The sequence below is a fragment of the Paraburkholderia sp. BCC1884 genome, from assembly GCF_900996225.1.
Lineage (GTDB): Bacteria > Pseudomonadota > Gammaproteobacteria > Burkholderiales > Burkholderiaceae > Paraburkholderia.
Genome location: NZ_CAAJGL010000068.1, coordinates 185292 through 202986 on the forward strand (window position 1 = coordinate 185292; position 17695 = coordinate 202986).

Below are 17695 nucleotides of genomic sequence, written 5' to 3' on the forward strand. Positions count from 1 at the left end.
CAACAACGTCTCGCTCAAGCCTCGCGCGTCGCGAGCGGTTGCAGCAGCTTGGCCGGCAGCTTGAATTCCACTTTCTCTTCGCGGCCGTCCATTGTCGTGACGTCGACCGGGCCCAAGGTGCGCAGCGCGTCGATCACGTTCTTCACCATTTCTTCGGGCGCCGAAGCACCGGCCGTGATGCCGACGGTCTGCACATTCGCAAACCATTCCGGCTTCACTTCGGAGCCGTCGGCCACGAGATAGCTCGACACGCCGGTTTCGCTGCCGATCTCGCGCAGCCGGTTCGAATTCGAACTATTGGTTGCGCCCACCACCAGCAGCACCTCGACCTGTTTGCTCAGTTCACGCACGGCGGCCTGACGATTTTGCGTGGCATAGCAGATGTCACGCGTATCGGGGCCGACGATGTCGGTGAAACGGCGCAACAGGGCGTCGATGATGCCGCGCGTGTCGTCCACCGACAGCGTGGTCTGCGTGACGTAAGCGAGCGGCGTATCGAGCGGCAGATTCAGATGCGCGACCTCGGCCTCGCTTTGTACGAGCAGCACCTTGCCGGGAATCTGGCCGATCGTGCCTTCCACTTCCGGATGTCCGGCGTGGCCGATCAGGATCAGCGTGCGGCCGGCGCCGACATACTGGCGGCCTTGCACGTGAACCTTGGTAACGAGCGGGCAGGTCGCGTCGAGCACGTCGAGACCGCGCGCCTGCGCGTCGCGTTCGACGGTTTGAGCGACACCGTGAGCACTGAAAATCGCCACGGCGCCTTGCGGCACCTCATCGAGTTCTTCGACGAAGCGCGCGCCTTTCTGGCGCAGATTGTCGACCACGTGCCGGTTATGGACGATTTCGTGGCGAACATACACGGGGGCGCCGTGTTGCAGTAACGCGCGATCGACGATCTCGATTGCACGAACAACACCCGCACAAAAGCCGCGGGGTTGAGCAAGGATGACTCGCATAAGTTGGCGAACTCCGACTGACGCGGGTTCGAAGAAGTCGGTAAATATGACTTTATCGCCGCGATCATCTAATTAGTTGACGTCTTGAGCCCGGCAGAGCGCCGGTACAGCAAAACCAAACGCGCATTCTAACGCTATCAGGCAGCCTTTGCTTCGCCGCGCCCGCTGGGCAACGGACGAACCCGCAGAAAGCGGCAATGATTACAGCCTGCACCGCTTTAACGGAACCCTTAAACTACGTGGTCCTGCGGCGCACGGTGCGCCAGCATTACAAAAGGGTTTCGAGGCTCGCTGGATGGACGTCGATCAATACGAAAATTTTCCGGTCGCGAGCGTGTTGGTGCCAAGGGCGCTGCGCGCGCCCATCGGCATTATCTATCAGGTCGTGCGCACGGCGGGCGACATTGCCGACGGCGGCGACTGGAGCGCCGCCGACCGGCATGCCCGCCTCGCCGATTTCCGCGCCGGTCTCGACGCGATCGCACAGCGGCGCGCGGCACCGATCGATCCTTTGCTGTTCGGCAAGCTCGCAGGCGTGGTGGCGCAATACAGACTGCCGCTCGCGCCTTTCTACGACTTGCTGCAGGCCTGCGCCGACGACATCGATACCCGCCGTTACGCCGACCGCGCCGCGCTGCTCGACTATTGCCGCCACTCGGCCAACCCGCTCGGGCATCTGATGCTGCATCTGGTCGGCGCGGCCACGCCGCAGAATCTGGCCGATGCGGACGCGATCTGTACGGCCTCGCAACTCATCGGCCTTTGGCTGGACGTCGGCGCGGATTGGAAAAAGGATCGCGTGTATATTCCGCTCGCGGATTTGCAGCGTTTTGACGTGACCGAAGCGCAGATCGCCGAGGGTGTCGCGAATGAAGCGTGGGCTGCGCTCATGGCGCATCAGGTATCGTTCGCACGGGAAACGTTGGTGCGCGGCGCGCCGCTCGCGTTGCGCATTCCCGGGCGGTTGGGTTTCGAGTTATGTGGCGCCGTGCATAGTGGCCTGCGGTTTCTCGAGCGGATCGAGGCCGCGGGCTATGACGTGTTTCGCGAACGGCCGGTGCTCAATACGTTCGACTGGTGCGTCGTCGCGGCGCGGACGGTGAACATGTGGCTGTCGCGGCGCGTCGGCGTGCAAACGCGTTCAATCGAGGGTAATGCTTAATGTCGGTGGTTCTGTTTCTTCTGTCGTGTCTTTCCCTGTTGATCTGGTGCGTGCTGGTGTTCGCGCGCGGCGGCTTCTGGCGCGCCCGTCCTGCCGCGCCGCTCGCGCTCACGCCGCGCGAAAGCTGGCCCGCCGTGGCCGCCGTGGTGCCGGCACGCAATGAAGTCGATGTGATCGCCGAGGCGGTCACCACGCTGCTGCAACAGGACTATGCCGGCGACTTTCACGTGATCGTGGTCGACGACCACAGCACCGACGGCACCGCCGACGCCGCCCGTGCCGCCGCGCTGCAACTGCAGTGCCCCGACCGTCTGACGGTGTTGAGCGCGAAGCCGTTGCCGCCGGGCTGGTCCGGCAAGGTGTGGGCGCAGTCGCAAGGTATCGAGGCCGTTCGCACACTGGGCTTGCCGGCCGATTTCCTGCTGCTGACGGACGCCGACATCGGCCATCCCCCTGACGCCGTCGCGCAACTCGTCGCTCGGGCTGACGCGGAACAGCGCGACCTCGTCTCGCTGATGGTCCGTCTGCGCTGCGATTCGTTCTGGGAAAAGGCGCTGATTCCGGCCTTCGTGTTCTTCTTCGCGAAGCTGTATCCGTTCGCGTGGGTCAACAATCCGCGTAACCGGACGGCGGCCGCGGCAGGCGGCTGCATGCTGGTGCGCCGTAGCGCGCTCGAAGAAGCGGGCGGTATCGAGTCGATCCGTGCCGAACTCATCGACGATTGCAGCCTTGCCGCGCGCATCAAGCATCGTGGCACGGGGCGTCATGCGATCCGGCTGGATGTGGCGGCGCGTAGCGTGTCGCTGCGTCCGTACGATAGCTGGCGCGAGATCTGGAACATGATCGCGCGCACGGCATTCACGCAGTTGCATTACTCGCCGCTGCTGCTCGCGGGGACCTTGGCCGGCATGGCGATCATCTATCTGATTCCGCCGGTCGCCGCGCTCGTGCTCGGGCCGCTGGGCTGGCCTGCGTGGCTCGCGTGGGCGGTCATGTGCTGCGCGTATGCGCCGATGCTGAGCTACTACCGTCGCTCGCCGTTGTGGGCGCCGTTTTTGCCGCTGGTGGCGTTGTTTTACGTGGGCGCGACGTTCGCGTCGGCGGTGCGCTACTGGCGCGGCAAGGGCGGCCAGTGGAAGGCGCGCGTGCAGGCGCCGGTTCAGGAGCGCTGATTCGAAGCACCCGGTAACGATCCGGACAGAAAAACGGCGCCTTCTGCAGGCGCCGTTTTTACATCAGGCTTTGGTGAGCATCATGTAGAGCTGGATCACCATGTCGGGCGAGAAAGTGAACGGCACCCAGCCGTGCCCGGTGTGCCGCATGACCAGCAAGCGGTCGCCGTTCGACTGCTTTTGCACCGCCATCGCCGGATTCTTGGTCGACACGAAGCGCCAGCCCGGCGGAATGCCCGGCGGTGGTTCCGGCGTCATCGACGCGCGTGCGTTCGACAATTCCTCGATCAGCTGAGCGATCTGCTCCGTACGCAGCGCCACCGTCTGGCCGCCGATGGTCAGGGTGATTTCGTTCTGCGCGGGGCGATTGATTTCGAGCGTAGGCTGCTGCGTCTGGGCAGGCACCTCGGCCGGTTTTTCGGCGGGCGCTTCGGCCTGCTCCGGTGCGACGTGCTCAGTTGCGGGCGCCGCGTGGGCCTCGACCGCCTGCGTGCTCGAATCGTGGATAGCCTGATCCGCCGACGCTTGCGACGCGCCGGCTTCTGCGGATGTCTCGGGAGTTTTTTCGGCCTGCGGGGCCACGACAGCCTGAATGAGCTGATCGACGCCCATTTCCAGCGCGCCGAGCTGTTCGTGAAGGTTCATGCGAGGTTTCTCTGGTAAGACCCGCGATTTTACCTGCTGCGGGTCGGCTTTTACCTTTCGCGACGAAAGTGACGTTGTAACAAAATGCATGCGGCCGCGCCGGATTGCCCGGCGCGGCCGCTTTGCCGAAGGCGGTTTCAGCCCTTCAGATAGCCTGCCTGCCGGAACCAGTCCAAGGCGTCGCTCAGGCCTTCGCGATAGGGTCGCGCGCGATAGCCGAGTTCGCGTTCCGCCTTCGCGGACGTGAAGTACATCTTGTTCTTCGACATCTTCAGACCGTCGACGGTGACGAACGGTTCGCGCCTGGTGATCTTGGCGACCGCTTCGGCGCCCATCGCCAGGGGGTAGAGCGGCCAGCGCGGCAAGCTCAGCGTCGGCGCCTTGCGGCCAGTAAGCGCCGCGATGTCGGCGAGCATCTGCTGAAGCGGCAGGTTCTCGCCGCCGAGAATGTAGCGCTCGCCAATCTTGCCGCGTTCGAGCGCAAGAAAATGGCCGGCGGCCACATCGTCCACGTGCACGAGATTCAGGCCGGTATCGACGAATGCCGGGATCTTGCCCAAGGCCGCTTCGACGATGATGCGGCCAGTTGGCGTCGGCTTCACGTCGCGCGGGCCGATCGGCGTGGACGGATTGACGATCACCGCGGGCAGACCGTCTTCGGCGATCATGCGCTCCACGGCGCGTTCAGCCAGCACCTTGCTGCGCTTATAGACGCCGATTGCCTGGTCCGCCTTGAGCGGCGAGGTTTCGTCGGCGGACTGACCCGAACTGGTGACCTTCAGCGTTGCCACGCTGCTCGTGTAGACGATGCGTTCCACGCCTTCCTTCAGCGCGGCGCGCATGGTCGCCTCGGTGCCTTCCAGATTCGAGCGCTCGATTTCGCTCGGGTCCGGCGCCCACAAACGATAATCGGCCGCTACGTGCAGCAGATAGCGCACGCCGCGCAGCGCGACGCGCATCGACGCTTCGTCGCGCATGTCGCCGACGACGATTTCCGCATCGAGCGCCTCGACGTTCTGGCGCGAACTGGTGGCGCGCACCAGCACACGGACCCTGAACCCCTTCTGTTGCGCGATGCGCGCCACCGACGAGCCGACAAAGCCGGAAGCGCCGGTCACGAGTACGAGATCGCGATTCTGTTCGGTCATTCTGTTTTCATTCCCTGCGTGACAGTCGACGGATTGTACGTGGCGCGCGCGCCGCGTGTCGCGCGATGCGGCTCAGCAGGACCGCATGGCACGAAGCCTGGCGAGCAGGCTCGCCGCGACGCGACTAGAATGCCGGCTTGAAAGATTGTGAGGAGAAGACGGCATGGCCCCGGATCTGGATCAGCGGATCGAAACGTATTACGTGCGCGTGAGCGGCACGGTGCAGGGCGTCGGCTTTCGCCACGCGACCGTGCGGCAGGCTCACGCGCTCGGTATCAAGGGATGGGTCGCGAATCTCGAGGACGGCTCGGTCGAAGCGATGTTGCAGGGCTCGGCCAATCAGGTCGACCGGATGCTGTCGTGGCTGCGGCATGGACCGCCGGCGGCGCGTGTGACCGAGGTGCATGGCGAAGAGCGGGCTACGGAAAAACGTTACGAGCGCTTCGAGCAGCACTGAGCGTCGCGCGGCGAACATGCAACGTCGAGCGCCGGGCGCCGGCACTTGTACGCGCGCTTGCCCCTCCGCGGAAGCAAATGCCAGGTGCAAAAAAAACGGCACGCCATCCTCGTGATGGCGTGCCGTTTTTTTGCAAGTCTTTCCAGACGACGATTAGCGAGCAGCGAAAGACGCTTACTTCGCCACCAGCAAACTCTCTGCAAATCCCCACTCTTTCTCGATCCACTGATGGCTGCACACGAAGCCGGCATCGTCGGCAATTGCCGGCATTTCTTCCGCGCGATATTTGTGGCTGCTTTCCGTCCAGATCGTTTCGCCCGCTTTGAGCGACACGGTCAGCTGCGCCGCACCGACGTGCGCCGTGATATCGCGTTTCGCGCGCAGATGCATTTCGATGCTGCGGGCGTCCGGGTTGAAGCGCGCCACGTGCTCGAAGGCCTCGAGCGGAAAGTCGCCGTCGAGTTCACGATTGATGCGTGCAAGCAGATTCAGATTGAACGACGCGGTGACGCCGATCGAGTCCGCGTAAGCGGCGACAAGAACCGGCGTCGGTTTGATCAGATCCGTGCCGAGCAGCAGGGCGTCGCCCGGTGCGAGCATGTTGCGGATATCGCGCAGAAAGCGGGTCGCCGCGAGTCTGCCGAAATTGCCGATCGTACTGCCCAGAAACAGAACAAGTAACCGTTCGTCCGCTGACCGGTTCTTGCTCACCTCGGCGAGACCCGCCAGATAATCACGCTCATAACCGACAATCGAAATCCGCTCGATGTCGCCTAGTTCGCGTCGGCATAACTGCAGTGCGGCGCGAGAAATTTCAATCGGGAAGTAAGAAGTAGGGCGCTTTTTACACAGCGCTTCGAGAATGCGCCGTGTTTTACGACCGCTCCCGCTGCCGAGTTCGGCAACCGTGACGTCATGCGGCAGATGCGCGACGATGTCCGCTGCGTGCATCGCAAGCAGTCGTTCCTCGGCGCGCGTCACGCCATATTCGGGCAGTACGGTGATCACTTCGAAGAGTGCGGAACCCACTTCGTCGTACAGATATTTGGAGGGCAACTCTTTCTGCGGCGTGTGGGTCAATCCGGCGCGAACGTCGGCAGCAAAGGCAGAGCGTAGATCGGGTGAGGCATCGAGCGAGAGGGCTGGCTGGGTCATGCTGGCTCCAGTAGTCACATTCGGTGAGGCAGGATTGGGCTGACCGGACAGCGTCATGCACGTTCAGCGCAGGGACGCATGCCGCGGGAAAGATGAGGGGGCCGGTGCACAGGACTGCCCTTGCGGGCCCGCCTCGTTGATGTTGCGAACGGTATTGCAAACAGCGTTGCAAGACTCAGTAGCAAGTTTCGCGCTCGAGCGGTGATGCGCGACGCCGCGGACAGACAGTTTCACGTTTTGCCCGCCGCGCGTGAAGTTATGTTCTAGTGCATCGACTCGCGATGCGCACGGAATAATTACAGCATCGCCGATGCCCGCAGCCGAGGCGCAAGCGATAAGCGTCTAGAATGCCGGCATTGAAATGCCTGCCTAAAACGAAAAACGTGGCGCTTACGCGGCGCTGCCCAGCTTGCGAGACTTCAGTTCCATGACCACCACCCACGCGGCGTCGCCGGATGCTGCGCTGCACATGCAGACTCGAGCGAATGCGCCGCGGAGCGCGCAATGAACCAGTATGACCCAAAGCGCGGGATCGCGTTATCGGTCGGCGCGTCCGCACTGTTCGCTTTACTGTCGGCTTACGCAACCCTGCTTGCGCCGTTGAGCGGTCTCGACATCTTCGCGTGGCGCATCGTCTGGACCGTGCCCGGCGCGCTTCTGCTGATTGCGTTGCGAAAACGTACGCCGATTCTCCGGCAACTTCTTTACCGCATGGTGACCGAGCCGAAACTGGGCGCGGCGATGATCCTGAGCGCCGCCTTGCTCGGTGTGCAACTGTGGGTGTTTCTCTGGGCGCCGCTGCACGGCCGCATGCTCGAGGTGTCGCTCGGCTATTTTCTGTTGCCGCTAGTGATGGTGCTGGTGGGACGCTTCCACTATCACGAGCGTCTCGACACGTTGCAGTGGCTGGCAGTCGCATGCGCCGCGTTGGGCGTCGCTCATGAACTCTGGGTGACGGGTGCGTTTTCCTGGCCGACCTTGCTGGTTTCGTTAGGCTATCCGCCGTATTTCGTGTTGCGTCGCAAGATCAATCAGGATTCGCTGGCGATGTTCACCGTCGAAATGGCGCTGTTGTTGCCGGTGGCGATCGTCTTTGTATTCACGGGTGGCTCGCTTGCGATGATCGGCGGCCGTCTGGATATGTGGTGCCTGCTGTTGCCGGGCCTGGGCGCGCTGAGCACCTTGGCGCTGGCGTCTTATCTGAAGGCAAGCCGCTTACTGCCGGTCGCACTGTTCGGCATTCTCGGCTACGTCGAACCGGTGTTGCTGGTCATCGTGTCGATCACGCTGCTCGGCGAAACGCTAAGCGCCGCGCAATTGGCAACGTATGTGCCGATCTGGATCGCGGTGGTATTGACGGCCTTGCACAGCGTGCGCCTCGTTCGGCTCGCACCGAATTGAAGGCAATCACTGCGGCATCCGTGCGGCTCAGCGATGCACCGTCGCCTGATCCGGATTGATACGCGTCGGCCCGACCTGCGTTTCGATCGCCTCACGCAGCGCGGGCCGCCAGCCGGCGCCGAACAACGCTTCGGCGAGCACGAACAGCGGTCCGATCAGCAGACCCATCACGTCGTCGACGAAGGCGGGCTTGCGATGCTCGTAGGCAACGTGGCCGATGAACTGGAACACCCAGCCGACCACGAACAGCCCCACGCCGGTGATGGCCCACGCCAGCGTCGATTGAGCCGCGACCCATTGACCGGATGCCACGCACAGTATCGACACGACAGCCATCATCAAGCCGAGCGGCACGTCGAGCACGAGGTAGTAGAGGGTTGACGCGACGAACAGGACCCACGCTGGCGAGAGCGTCATCGGCAGCGTGCCGACGGTGAATGCCGGCCGGCTCAACAGCACGGCGATCGCCAGCACGATCATCGGAATGCCGACGAAGTGTGTGGCGATATTGCGCCGGTCGCGATGGTAGGCCGCGTATTGGGTCAACTGCTGTGTCAGCGTTCTCATGGATGCCGCTCCCTGGTCAAAGTCAGCATAATCGCGGGCAGTGAAATTTGAAACCATCGGGTAGCCGACAATCGGGCGCGGGCGCCACTCCATGACTGCGAGTTTTCCATCGAATCAGCTTGCCGCTGCACTTGAACGTAGCGGGTGGTTCCGCTCGGCACCCGCAGCCATGCAGGCGCAGTTGCTCAGAGTGGGGCGAGTCGAGCGGCTCGTCGCCGGCGAGCGTCTCTTCACGCGCGGCGATTCCGACGACGGCCTCTATTGTGTGCTCGACGGCCTGGTGAGAATCGGCGCAGCGAGTTCGGCCGGCAAGGAAGCATTGCTCGCCGTGATCGAGCCAGTGAACTGGTTCGGCGAGATCGCGCTGTTCGACGGCCGACCGCGAACCCACGACGCGTACGCCGAACGCGATTCCGAACTGTTTCATGTGCCGCGCGCCGCACTCGCCGCGCTGCTCGAAGGCACGCCGGCGTATTGGCACGCGTTCGGTCTCCTGCTGACGCAAAAGCTGCGGCTCGCGTTCGACGCCATCGAAGAAGCGGCTTTATTGCCTGCCGCTCCACGCATTGCGCGTCGCTTGCTGCTCATGGCGGGCGGCTATGGCGAACCCGGCGCGTTGCGGCGCATCCTCAAGGTGCCGCAAGAAGACCTCGCGATGATGCTGGCGCTGTCGCGCCAGACCATCAACCAGGTGCTCAAGCAGTTCGAAACCCAAGGCGCGTTGAAGCTGCGCTATGCAGAGATCGAAATTGCCGATGAGCAGAAGCTCGCCGCGCTGGCGGAACTGAGTCCGACGCATGGAAATGGCGCTCTGGGATTCAAGTACCCGCCGACTAGCTGATCGCGCCAGCAAACTCGGTGCGCAAATCCGGAAGCCGGTCGCGCGCGGTGCTCACCGGCTCGACGAGTTGCGCGTATGCCCGCGTGATGGGCATCGCGTTGCGGCGTTCCACCGGGCCGATCAACGCAGCGGGAAGCGTGACAATCGGCGTATGCAGCGTGAAGTCGAGATCGTCCGGGGGAAATATCGAGCAGCACCTGCGCAGCGTCGCGACCGGTTTCGGTACTGCCGACGTACACGCCGAGCGGAGACCCGCGCGTAGGCGGCGCGCCAGTACGAAAAAAAAGGCGAGTCATACGACTCGCCCTCCCTGAACGGCACAGTGCGGCTTCGATTAATTCACCACGCGCGGCCGATGCGTGCCGGACCGATCACGTGTTATTGCGTTTTAGTCGTGTCGGTCTTCGTGCCGTCGGCTTTTGCCGGGGCGTTGCTGGCCTCTTTCGCGCTCTCCGTTTTAGTCTTCGCGGCGCTGGTGTCGACGGTGGCCTTCTTGGTGCTCTTGTGCGGCTTGGCCGTGTGATGCGCGGAAACCTTCTTCACATGCGACTTGCTCGCGGCCTTGGCCGGCGCCTTGGTCGTGGCGGCGCTGTCGTTCGTCGCGCCGGTTTGCACGGCGGTGCTCGCCTTCAGATTCGCTTGACCGGCGGGCTGCGTTTGCGCGGGCGCGGCGGTCGGCGCGGCTGTTTGAGCGAAAGCGGTCGACACGACGAGAGCGGAAGCGAGAGCGGCGAAAAGCGTCTTCATGGTGTTACTCCTGGTTAAACCGGTTGTTTCTTGTGTCGCGGCTGAAATGTTTCAGCGCTGCCGGTTTAACGTTGCCGGGAAGACAGCAGTTGACGATGCTCTGGTGACAAAACGTAACCGCCGAAACATATCGGGGTCCTGATTCAACGCGCTATTGAAACGGGTTCTGTACGACACCCGGTTTCGCATCCGGCTCGTCCTTGATCTTCGCCGGCAAGTTGGCTTGCGACTGCAACGTCGCGACGATCGTGTCGAGTGCTTCCTTCAGCGCCAGCGCCGCTTTCAGTCCGCGCTGGTCCTGCGTCAACTCCAGCGTTCCGTTCAGCACGATGCGCGCGGTGCCGTTGCTCACGGTCAGTGCGTCGCCCTGAATGTTGAGCACGTCGTCGTCGTTCGAATAGGGTTTAAACACCTTTTAGTCCTCCCGGTCGCTGATCTTTGAGGTTCTCCGGAATGCCCGGAAAGCGGATGCCCGATGCGGCTTCGAGTTCGTGAATCGTCTTGATGTCGTACCGATTGGTCGACACATTGTCCACCATCACGGCAAATGCCAGTTGACGCGACGGGACGTAGACGACCTTGAACAATTGCGTCGGCACGAATACGCGCGTCGGTCCGATGGTTTGCAATTGCTGGCCGCTGAAAATCGGCCCGGTGACCACGTAAGTATCGTCGTACGACATCGCGATCTTGCGCACCGACGTTTCAATGCGCGCCCACAGACGCTGATTGTTCTCGCGGTTCTGCGGCACGATGTTGGCAAGCGAGAACGATTGCGCCATCGCTTCCTGATTCCAGCGGTTGCCCGCCGGACTCATATGTCCGCGATCGAAACCGCTGCGTTTGTAGTCCGCGAGCGTTGCGCCTTCGCCGTCAGGCAGGCGCGCGTCTTCGAAGAACTTGTTGGTGCGCACCATGTCTTTAGCGGCTTCGATATGATCGCGCGTCAGATGCTCGGCGGACCACAGCGGTCCGTGCGTGATCCCGGAATGCAGCACGGCGAAATCGCTATAGCAAAGCATGCGCGTTTTCGGCGCCATCTTCTGATTGATCAGAACCGGCCATTGCGCATTCGGAGTGAACTGGGTGCAGGAAGGCGCCGCGCTCGCATGGGCCGCGACGGCGAATAACAGACAGGCAAACCACTTCTTCATGTGTCGGTCAGTCGAGGGATGGGGGCGCAAGTATAGCGTCGCGAACCCATTTCGAGCGACGCAAAACAGTGGAAAAAAGAGGAGGAGAAAACGCGTTGGCGCGGCGTGTCGAATCAGGTGGCCGCGACGCGTCGCGGCAAAAAAAATGGGCCGCTTTGCAGCGACCCGAATGCGTGGACTTCCAACTCTACGTACGCAAACTTAAGATGGGCTTAAAGATGCGGAGAGCGGAAGCCGCTATGAATCGAACGGCTGAAACCTAATTGCCGAACATGCTGTTTTCAGCGCGCACCGTTTGCCGATCGACCGCTTGCAGACGCCAGAAACCGCTGGTCGGCGCACGCGTCGGCAGGGCATTCCAGGCGGCGGCGCCTTGCGCTGCGCTCACCCGTTGCTTGCGGTCGACATGCAGGCCGCGCAAGGTGCAAACGGGCGCGTCGGTGCTCGGCGCGCAGAGGGTGGTCACGCCGTTATCGTCGTGTAACTCGCCCCACTCGGGCAGATCGATTCCTTGATGCGCTTCCCTCGACCACCGGTGTTCTTCGGTATCGAGCCAAAGCACGGCGTAGTCGTGGCTGACAGTCGGATCGGAGCCGTTGATGAGAATAGTCAGTCGCATGGGCAGTCCCGTACAAATTGCGAAGTATGGCTTTATCAGTCTAGGCGGCGACACGTGATATGCAAGGCAAAGGTATGGGGTTCCGACACGATAAACGGCACCCCCAACGCTCACGCCAAATCCAGTGTGCCGGTCAGATCGCCCAGCGGTGCGAGGCCATTACTCGCAAACGCCCGGTCCCGCGCGATCACGCCGTCCAGCGGCGCGAGTCCATGCACGCGGCTGATGAAACGAAGAATCGAGTTCGTGTCGTAGACCGTGTGGTCGACATAACCCTTCCTGGCTAGCGGCGAAATGACCAGCGCGGGGATGCGTGAGCCCGGTCCCCAGCGGTCGCCCTGCGGGGGCGAGACGGGGTCCCACCAGCCGCCGTTTTCGTCGACCGTGACGATCACGACCGTATTCACCCACTGCGGGCCGCGCTGAAGGTGCTCGATCACCGTGGCGATGTGACGGTCGCCCGATTCGACGTCCGCATAGCCGGCGTGCATGTTCAGATCGCCTTGCGGCTTGTAGAAGGCGACCGCGGGCAAACGCCCCGCGTCGATATCCGCGAGCAGGCGATTGCTCGACGCATCGTTGCCTAGCCCGGCGTCGCGCAGATACTTGCGCCGCGCCGCCGTGCCCGGCGCGTAATTGGCGAAGTAGTTGAACGGCTGATGGTGATACTGGAAATCGGGCACCGCGCCCGTGTCCTGATGCTCCAGCGCGTATTGCCACGCGCCGCTGTACCACGCCCAGTCGACGCCTCGGTCGCTCAGACGGTCGCCGATCGTTGCGTACTTTTGCGGCGGCAGCACGCGCGGATTCGACAGGTCGGCTAAGGTCGGATTGCCGCCTTCCGCCGGACGCACGTTGCTCGGCTGATAGGGCGGCGCCATCGTGTTGACGGCGTAGCCGTCAGCGGTGAATGCGCCGTCGTTGACGAACTTCGGCGGACCGTCGAGCGCCGAAGCAGGCGAGTCCCCTGCGAGCTTCAGACGCGTGCCGGCCGGATCGCTCCCATCGACCACCGAGGCCAGCTTTTTCGCCGGACTGTTTTGAATGTCGGGATAGAAGGGCGCCTGCGCCGAGATCAGAAAGATGTGGTTCAGCCACGAGCCGCCGAAAGCCGCCATGAAGAAGTTGTCGCACAAAGTGTATTGCTGCGCGAGATTCCACAGCCGCAGCGTGTCGGCGGAGTTGTGGTAGTGCCCCATCACCAGACCGCCGGAGTCGCCCCACGCGGCGAACTGGTTGTTGCGGCCGGCGTTGATCTGCATCTGGTTCTGATAAAAGCGGTGCACCAGATCGCGCGTTATCACGCCGTTGGGCAGCGGCGCACCCTGCGCGTCGGTGATATGGAACGGTCCGTTGCGCAGCGTGCCGAGGTCCTTCTGGCCGATCATGTAGCGCTTGCCGTCCACTTCCTGCGCGCCGGGCACGAGGCCGCCCCAGATGGCCGGCAGATGCGGCAGCGGCGTCCGTCCATCGCGGTCGAGTTGCAGATAGCGCTCGGCGCTCACGGCGTCGAGCGGATGCTGCACGCCAGGGAAATTGCCGTACAGGTTCGCGAAGCTGCGGTTCTCCGCGTAGATCACCACGATGTGCTTGACCTGATCGTGCAGTGCGGCATCGAGACGCAAGTCGGCGGCGCTGCGCGGCGTGCCGTCGCTCGACAGGCTCGGGTCCGTCTTGCAGCCGCTGAGCGCGAGGCCGAACCCTACCGCCGCGAGGCCGGTGAGAACGCGGCGGCGATCGGGGTCGTCGGGCGCGTTGTCGGCGTTGCTGGGGTTGGGCGGCAGGGTGGAATCGTGATCGGTCATGGGTCGATGTCGAAGTGAGCGTGGCGCGCGCGGTGAGTTCGCTCCGGGCAAGCGAGCGTGCGCCAACGGTTACAGAATCGGAGAAGCCGCAAGACGCAGCCTAAGGCAAGCGGCGCTTCACACGCCAGCTATTGTGCGTCGCGTCAACGGCAAGCAGAAGCCAATGTTTAGCATCCACTGGGTGACGCTTTTGTGTCGCATAGGGATCGACGGTCAATTCGAGCTCGTCGAACGCGAGCCGGTGACAGGTGGCGTGCGCGCCGGTGCCATCCGCGAATTCGACGATCGCCGCGGCGGCGCGAGTCGGCTCAGGTAAGTGCGCGATGCGCACCGCGCAACCCGGATAAAGATGCGAGTCGGCAACCTGGATCTGGATGGAATCGGACATGTGCGTGGCCTCCGGACGCCGGGTGAAGCGACAGCGCGACGATCAGGCTGCGCACTGTGGACCGGATCAAAGAATAGCACCGCGCGTCGCGATGGCGGGGCGCGCGAGGCCATGGTTAACCACGCCTCGCGCTGGCATTGGTTAAGCGAGCGTTGCCACGTACACACCGATAAATGACCACTGCGTGCTTCGCGCTATCATGCTGATCTGATCACGATGAACCGCAGAAACGGCAGCCAAGATGGCAAAAGAAGAGCAGACAGGAGCGGGACGCAAGCACGCGAGGCCGCGTGTGGTGGCGGCCACGGTTTCTCATGACGACGCAACGTCGGCCCAGCTGGATCACGCCGACGCATCCGATTCCACCGACGAGGAGAGCGCCGGCGGATCGACTTATCTCGTGCCGGGACTGGAGCGCGGCTTGCGCATCCTCGGCGAGTTCAGCGCGCGCGAGCCGGTGCTGGGCGCGCCCGAATTGTCCAAACGGATCGGCATTCCGCGCACCACGACTTTCCGCTTATTGCAGACACTCGAAGCGCTCGGTTTCCTGGAGCGCGTCAACGGCGATCGTTATTTCCGCCTGAGTGTCGCCGTGCTGCGACTCGGCTTCGAATATCTCAGTTCGCTGGAACTGACCGACGTCGGCACACCCATTCTCGAACGCCTGCGCGATGCAACGGGCTTGAGCACGCATCTGCTGATTCGCGATCAACGCGATGTGGTGTTCGTCGCCAAGGCGCAAACGCATGAGCCGATGTTCAGCTCGGTGAAGGTGCATGTCGGCACGCGTCTGCCGGCGCATGCGACGGTGCACGGCCAGGTGCTGATGGGCGATCTCAGTTTCGAGGCGCTGCGCCAGTTGTATCCTGAGCCGCAACTCGAACGATTTACGGAGCGCACGCCGGCGACCGTCGAAGAACTGTATGGACGCGTGCGTGAAAGCGCAGCGCTGGGCTATGCGGTGAGCGAGGCGTCGTTCGAGCGCGGGATTTCCGTGGTGAGCGCGCCGGTGCGCGATCAAAGCGGCAAGATCGCGGCGGCGTTGACGGTCACGATTCCGCGTTCGGATATCGGCGAAGCTGAAGAGCGCGAGCCGCTCGTCATCGCGGTATGCCAAGCGGCGATTGAATTGTCCGAGCGACTCAGCTATCGGCCGCGTGCGGATGATCCGACAGTGGTGCAAGCGCGTCGCAAACCGGTCGCGGCGACCTGATTCCGTTTTCCGGTAACAAAGAAAAGGCCCGGCTGCGTGAGCAGCCGGGCCTTTTTTACGCAACCATTTTGGATCAGAACGAGTGGTGGATACCCGTCAGCAGAATCGTCTGGTTCCGACCGCTGGACACCCCGGCCGTGAAGAACGCCGCATCCGTATTCGAACCCGCGCGCTCGTAGAGCGCATTCACGTACAGCTGTGTCGACTTCGACAACGCGTAAATATCGCCGATTTCGAACTGCGTCCAGCGATGTCCCGCCAATGTCGTTGTCGCGGCGCCGCCGGCTACGGAGTTGAACGGCGTGAACTGATAATTCGCGCCGGCATCGTAGCTCTGATAGGTGTCCGAGTGGCCGGCGTAATCCAGCTTCACGCGTGTGTACAAACCGTGCACCAGCAGTTTGCCGAACTGATAGGACGCGCCTGCGCCCATGTTCTCGACCTTATCGGCCGTGTAGTTCGCCGCAGCAACACCCTGGAAGTTGGTGATGCCCGTCGTGACGATCGACGGCGTGCGATTGTGCTCGTTGGCGTAACTCGCGCCGGCCTTGAACGGACCGTTCGCATAACTCAGCGCGAAGCTCAGCGTCTTGCCGGTGGAGAAGTTGGTCGTGTTGCCGAGGCCCATCATCGCGCCAACCTGGAAGCCGTTAAAACTCGCTGAACGGAATTTCACCGAGTTATCGAACGGCACCACGCCGGTGTCGGCGAGTTCATCGATATTGCCCGGGTGGAAGGCGTACCAGCTTGCCGCCAGATACGCGGTGCTCAGCGGGCCGAGCACGTCGAAGCTGAATGGCGTCTGATGGCCGAGCGTCACCGTGCCGACCTGATCTGAACTCAGACCCACGAACGCCTGGCGATTGAACAGCACACCGGATTTAGCGAACGCACCCGTGTTCGTATAGAAGCCGTTTTCCAGCTGGAATACCGTCTTCAGCCCGCCGCCCAGATCTTCTACCCCCTTCAGGCCCCAGCGGTCCGGCTGCATGTTGCCCTGTTCCTCGATCCACTTCGCGTGGCCGCCTGCGTTGCTGATATACGCGATACCGGCATCCAGGCTGCCGTATAGCGTCACACTGCTCTGCGCCCATGCGCCAGTCGTTGCGCAGATTGCCGTCAAGCCGGCCGCAATGATGTGCTTCACCGTTGGTTCTCCTGATCACACGACGGGTAGCTCTCGCTGATTTCGTCGTCCCTGATCTTTGCTTGGGGGTTGAATGCAGCTTTGGGTTTATGCGCCAAAACTGCTACGCTTTATGTTCCACCTATGGGCGTCTGTATCGCCTATGGAAAAGTATAGTGAGTCTAGAAGTGGTCAAAATAAATTTTCGGACCCCGGACAAACCCGCATGACCGTATTTGCATTCATCTGAAAATAAGGCGCAAAGCCACGCCCGAGCGGGCCGACGGCGAAACATTCGCATTCACGTCGGCGCGCGCAATGATGTGTTGCCGACACCACAGTCGGTGTTTTCCCCAGGCGCTCCAGATTTTTATTTTTTCTCGCCGACGCCAATCCTATAATTATCCATACACGAACTGATGTTCCTTATATGGAACATAAAGCTTCAGGAGAAGGCGAGAAATGACTGATCAATGGCGCTGCGCCGGCCATGCCGGCGACCTGTCCGACGACGCGCCGCTCGAGTTCAAACTCGACGGCACTGAAATCGGCATCTACAAGGTGGGCGACGCGCTGTACGCGCTGGAAAACGTCTGCCCCCATGCGTACGCGTTGCTGACGCAGGGCTTCGTCGACGGCGATACCGTCGAGTGCCCGCTGCACGAAGCCGTGTTCCATATCCCTACGGGCAAATGCCTGAAAGAACCCGGCGGCCGCGACCTGAAGATGTATTCCGTCCGTCTCGCCGGTGAAGAAATCCAGATCAAGGTGGAATGACATGCGAGAGCAAATCGTGAACTTCAATCCCTTCCTGAAGCCGTGGCTCGCGCCGCAGCCGAACAACGTCGCCGGCAAGGGCGTGATCGAAAAGCCGGGCGAGACCGAAAACTTCATCTGGCAAACGCGTAAGGCCGAGCCCACCCAATACGAAAACGACTTCGGCGACGCGCTCGAAAAAGTTTTCGAAGCCGGCGCAGTCGAGTTGCAGGAAGTGGTCGACGGTTTGAACCGCGTTGGCTTCCGTACTCCGGAAGGCAACGCGTGGGACGCCGACCGCCTCGCCGCCGAATTCCGCCTGCTCGCCGAATAAGCGCGCTTTCCCGAACACGTTTCATCGCTTTCGTCTCCGGAGTCTT

20 protein-coding genes are annotated in these 17695 nt (G+C 62.4%); 8 read left to right on the top strand and 12 right to left on the bottom strand.

Features of this window, described 5'->3' with window-relative positions; genetic code table 11:
• Window positions 1–14: 14 nt before the first annotated feature.
• Window positions 15–959 carry a 4-hydroxy-3-methylbut-2-enyl diphosphate reductase gene (gene ispH / locus FQ705_RS07735; RefSeq protein WP_144139177.1) on the bottom strand — a complete coding sequence of 315 codons (945 nt, stop codon included), beginning with the start codon at window positions 957–959 and terminating at the stop codon, window positions 15–17.
• A 295-nt stretch (window positions 960–1254) separates the two neighbouring features.
• Between ispH and hpnC the strand changes: the two genes are divergently transcribed.
• A complete protein-coding gene (gene hpnC, locus FQ705_RS07740; RefSeq protein WP_144139180.1) occupies window positions 1255–2121 on the top strand; it encodes a squalene synthase HpnC in 867 nt (288 codons plus the stop codon).
• A complete protein-coding gene (locus FQ705_RS07745) occupies window positions 2121–3293 on the top strand; it encodes a glycosyltransferase (RefSeq protein ID WP_144139182.1) in 1173 nt (390 codons plus the stop codon). The genes hpnC and FQ705_RS07745 overlap by 1 nt, the downstream gene beginning before the upstream one ends.
• A gap of 63 nt (window positions 3294–3356) precedes the next feature.
• Here FQ705_RS07745 and FQ705_RS07750 read toward each other — a convergent pair whose 3' ends face one another.
• A complete protein-coding gene (locus FQ705_RS07750; protein ID WP_144139184.1) occupies window positions 3357–3938 on the bottom strand; it encodes a hypothetical protein in 582 nt (193 codons plus the stop codon).
• A 137-nt stretch (window positions 3939–4075) separates the two neighbouring features.
• Window positions 4076–5086: a hopanoid-associated sugar epimerase gene (gene hpnA, locus FQ705_RS07755; RefSeq protein ID WP_144139187.1), complete on the bottom strand. Its 1011-nt coding sequence runs from the start codon at window positions 5084–5086 to the stop codon at window positions 4076–4078.
• Between the two features lie 163 nt (window positions 5087–5249).
• Between hpnA and FQ705_RS07760 the strand changes: the two genes are divergently transcribed.
• Window positions 5250–5543 carry an acylphosphatase gene (locus tag FQ705_RS07760; RefSeq protein ID WP_144139190.1) on the top strand — a complete coding sequence of 98 codons (294 nt, stop codon included), beginning with the start codon at window positions 5250–5252 and terminating at the stop codon, window positions 5541–5543.
• A gap of 174 nt (window positions 5544–5717) precedes the next feature.
• Here the strand turns inward: FQ705_RS07760 and egtD are convergent, their stop codons facing one another.
• Complete coding sequence (gene egtD, locus FQ705_RS07765) at window positions 5718–6698, bottom strand: L-histidine N(alpha)-methyltransferase (RefSeq protein WP_144139192.1); 981 nt, start codon at window positions 6696–6698, stop codon at window positions 5718–5720.
• Window positions 6699–7202: 504 nt separating this feature from the next.
• Here egtD and rarD point away from each other — a divergent pair.
• A complete protein-coding gene (gene rarD, locus FQ705_RS07770) occupies window positions 7203–8099 on the top strand; it encodes an EamA family transporter RarD (RefSeq protein WP_144139195.1) in 897 nt (298 codons plus the stop codon).
• Window positions 8100–8126: 27 nt separating this feature from the next.
• Here rarD and FQ705_RS07775 read toward each other — a convergent pair whose 3' ends face one another.
• Entirely contained in the window at window positions 8127–8666 is a 540-nt protein-coding gene (locus FQ705_RS07775; RefSeq protein WP_144139198.1) for a DUF962 domain-containing protein, read from the bottom strand.
• Between the two features lie 91 nt (window positions 8667–8757).
• Here FQ705_RS07775 and FQ705_RS07780 point away from each other — a divergent pair, with 91 nt between their 5' ends.
• Window positions 8758–9507, top strand: a complete 750-nt coding sequence (locus tag FQ705_RS07780) for a Crp/Fnr family transcriptional regulator (RefSeq protein WP_144139201.1) — start codon at window positions 8758–8760, stop codon at window positions 9505–9507.
• Between the two features lie 378 nt (window positions 9508–9885).
• Here FQ705_RS07780 and FQ705_RS07785 read toward each other — a convergent pair whose 3' ends face one another.
• From FQ705_RS07785 to FQ705_RS07810, 6 genes are all read right to left on the bottom strand, one after another.
• Window positions 9886–10254 (bottom strand): hypothetical protein, encoded by a 369-nt coding sequence (locus FQ705_RS07785; RefSeq protein WP_144139204.1) that lies wholly within the window; start codon window positions 10252–10254, stop codon window positions 9886–9888.
• 151 nt (window positions 10255–10405) lie between these two features.
• Window positions 10406–10666 (bottom strand): hypothetical protein, encoded by a 261-nt coding sequence (locus FQ705_RS07790; RefSeq protein WP_144139207.1) that lies wholly within the window; start codon window positions 10664–10666, stop codon window positions 10406–10408.
• Entirely contained in the window at window positions 10659–11408 is a 750-nt protein-coding gene (locus FQ705_RS07795) for a DNA/RNA non-specific endonuclease (protein WP_144139210.1), read from the bottom strand. Before FQ705_RS07795 ends, FQ705_RS07790 begins: the two co-directional genes overlap by 8 nt.
• A gap of 259 nt (window positions 11409–11667) precedes the next feature.
• A complete protein-coding gene (locus FQ705_RS07800; protein WP_144139213.1) occupies window positions 11668–12027 on the bottom strand; it encodes a DUF3564 domain-containing protein in 360 nt (119 codons plus the stop codon).
• A 110-nt stretch (window positions 12028–12137) separates the two neighbouring features.
• On the bottom strand, window positions 12138–13832 hold the full coding sequence (locus FQ705_RS07805) for an acid phosphatase (protein ID WP_144139215.1): 1695 nt from the start codon (window positions 13830–13832) through the stop codon (window positions 12138–12140).
• Between the two features lie 100 nt (window positions 13833–13932).
• Window positions 13933–14220 carry a hypothetical protein gene (locus tag FQ705_RS07810; RefSeq protein ID WP_144139218.1) on the bottom strand — a complete coding sequence of 96 codons (288 nt, stop codon included), beginning with the start codon at window positions 14218–14220 and terminating at the stop codon, window positions 13933–13935.
• A 241-nt stretch (window positions 14221–14461) separates the two neighbouring features.
• Between FQ705_RS07810 and FQ705_RS07815 the strand changes: the two genes are divergently transcribed.
• Window positions 14462–15433 carry an IclR family transcriptional regulator gene (locus FQ705_RS07815; protein ID WP_144139221.1) on the top strand — a complete coding sequence of 324 codons (972 nt, stop codon included), beginning with the start codon at window positions 14462–14464 and terminating at the stop codon, window positions 15431–15433.
• Window positions 15434–15506: 73 nt separating this feature from the next.
• Here the strand turns inward: FQ705_RS07815 and FQ705_RS07820 are convergent, their stop codons facing one another.
• Window positions 15507–16580, bottom strand: coding sequence for a porin (locus FQ705_RS07820; protein ID WP_144139224.1), 1074 nt, complete (start codon window positions 16578–16580; stop codon window positions 15507–15509).
• Window positions 16581–17021: 441 nt separating this feature from the next.
• Here FQ705_RS07820 and FQ705_RS07825 point away from each other — a divergent pair, with 441 nt between their 5' ends.
• Both FQ705_RS07825 and FQ705_RS07830 read left to right on the top strand, forming a co-directional pair.
• Window positions 17022–17336, top strand: a complete 315-nt coding sequence (locus tag FQ705_RS07825; protein ID WP_144139227.1) for a non-heme iron oxygenase ferredoxin subunit — start codon at window positions 17022–17024, stop codon at window positions 17334–17336.
• Window position 17337: 1 nt separating this feature from the next.
• A complete protein-coding gene (locus tag FQ705_RS07830) occupies window positions 17338–17649 on the top strand; it encodes a recombinase-like helix-turn-helix domain-containing protein (RefSeq protein ID WP_144139231.1) in 312 nt (103 codons plus the stop codon).
• Window positions 17650–17695 lie beyond the last annotated feature (46 nt).

What these genes read in the sequence shown, in the direction of transcription:
- FQ705_RS07815 (WP_144139221.1), top strand. Translation starts at nt 14,462, where the DNA reads ATGGCAAAAGAAGAGCAGACAGGAGCGGGACGCAAGCACGCGAGGCCG.
- ispH (WP_144139177.1), bottom strand. Translation starts at nt 959, where the DNA reads ATGCGAGTCATCCTTGCTCAACCCCGCGGCTTTTGTGCGGGTGTTGTT.
- FQ705_RS07805 (WP_144139215.1), bottom strand. Translation starts at nt 13,832, where the DNA reads ATGACCGATCACGATTCCACCCTGCCGCCCAACCCCAGCAACGCCGAC.
- FQ705_RS07785 (WP_144139204.1), bottom strand. Translation starts at nt 10,254, where the DNA reads ATGAAGACGCTTTTCGCCGCTCTCGCTTCCGCTCTCGTCGTGTCGACC.
- FQ705_RS07780 (WP_144139201.1), top strand. Translation starts at nt 8,758, where the DNA reads ATGACTGCGAGTTTTCCATCGAATCAGCTTGCCGCTGCACTTGAACGT.
- FQ705_RS07760 (WP_144139190.1), top strand. Translation starts at nt 5,250, where the DNA reads ATGGCCCCGGATCTGGATCAGCGGATCGAAACGTATTACGTGCGCGTG.
- FQ705_RS07775 (WP_144139198.1), bottom strand. Translation starts at nt 8,666, where the DNA reads ATGAGAACGCTGACACAGCAGTTGACCCAATACGCGGCCTACCATCGC.
- FQ705_RS07795 (WP_144139210.1), bottom strand. Translation starts at nt 11,408, where the DNA reads ATGAAGAAGTGGTTTGCCTGTCTGTTATTCGCCGTCGCGGCCCATGCG.
- FQ705_RS07825 (WP_144139227.1), top strand. Translation starts at nt 17,022, where the DNA reads ATGACTGATCAATGGCGCTGCGCCGGCCATGCCGGCGACCTGTCCGAC.
- FQ705_RS07830 (WP_144139231.1), top strand. Translation starts at nt 17,338, where the DNA reads ATGCGAGAGCAAATCGTGAACTTCAATCCCTTCCTGAAGCCGTGGCTC.
- egtD (WP_144139192.1), bottom strand. Translation starts at nt 6,698, where the DNA reads ATGACCCAGCCAGCCCTCTCGCTCGATGCCTCACCCGATCTACGCTCT.
- FQ705_RS07745 (WP_144139182.1), top strand. Translation starts at nt 2,121, where the DNA reads ATGTCGGTGGTTCTGTTTCTTCTGTCGTGTCTTTCCCTGTTGATCTGG.
- hpnA (WP_144139187.1), bottom strand. Translation starts at nt 5,086, where the DNA reads ATGACCGAACAGAATCGCGATCTCGTACTCGTGACCGGCGCTTCCGGC.
- FQ705_RS07810 (WP_144139218.1), bottom strand. Translation starts at nt 14,220, where the DNA reads ATGTCCGATTCCATCCAGATCCAGGTTGCCGACTCGCATCTTTATCCG.
- rarD (WP_144139195.1), top strand. Translation starts at nt 7,203, where the DNA reads ATGAACCAGTATGACCCAAAGCGCGGGATCGCGTTATCGGTCGGCGCG.
- FQ705_RS07750 (WP_144139184.1), bottom strand. Translation starts at nt 3,938, where the DNA reads ATGAACCTTCACGAACAGCTCGGCGCGCTGGAAATGGGCGTCGATCAG.
- hpnC (WP_144139180.1), top strand. Translation starts at nt 1,255, where the DNA reads ATGGACGTCGATCAATACGAAAATTTTCCGGTCGCGAGCGTGTTGGTG.
- FQ705_RS07800 (WP_144139213.1), bottom strand. Translation starts at nt 12,027, where the DNA reads ATGCGACTGACTATTCTCATCAACGGCTCCGATCCGACTGTCAGCCAC.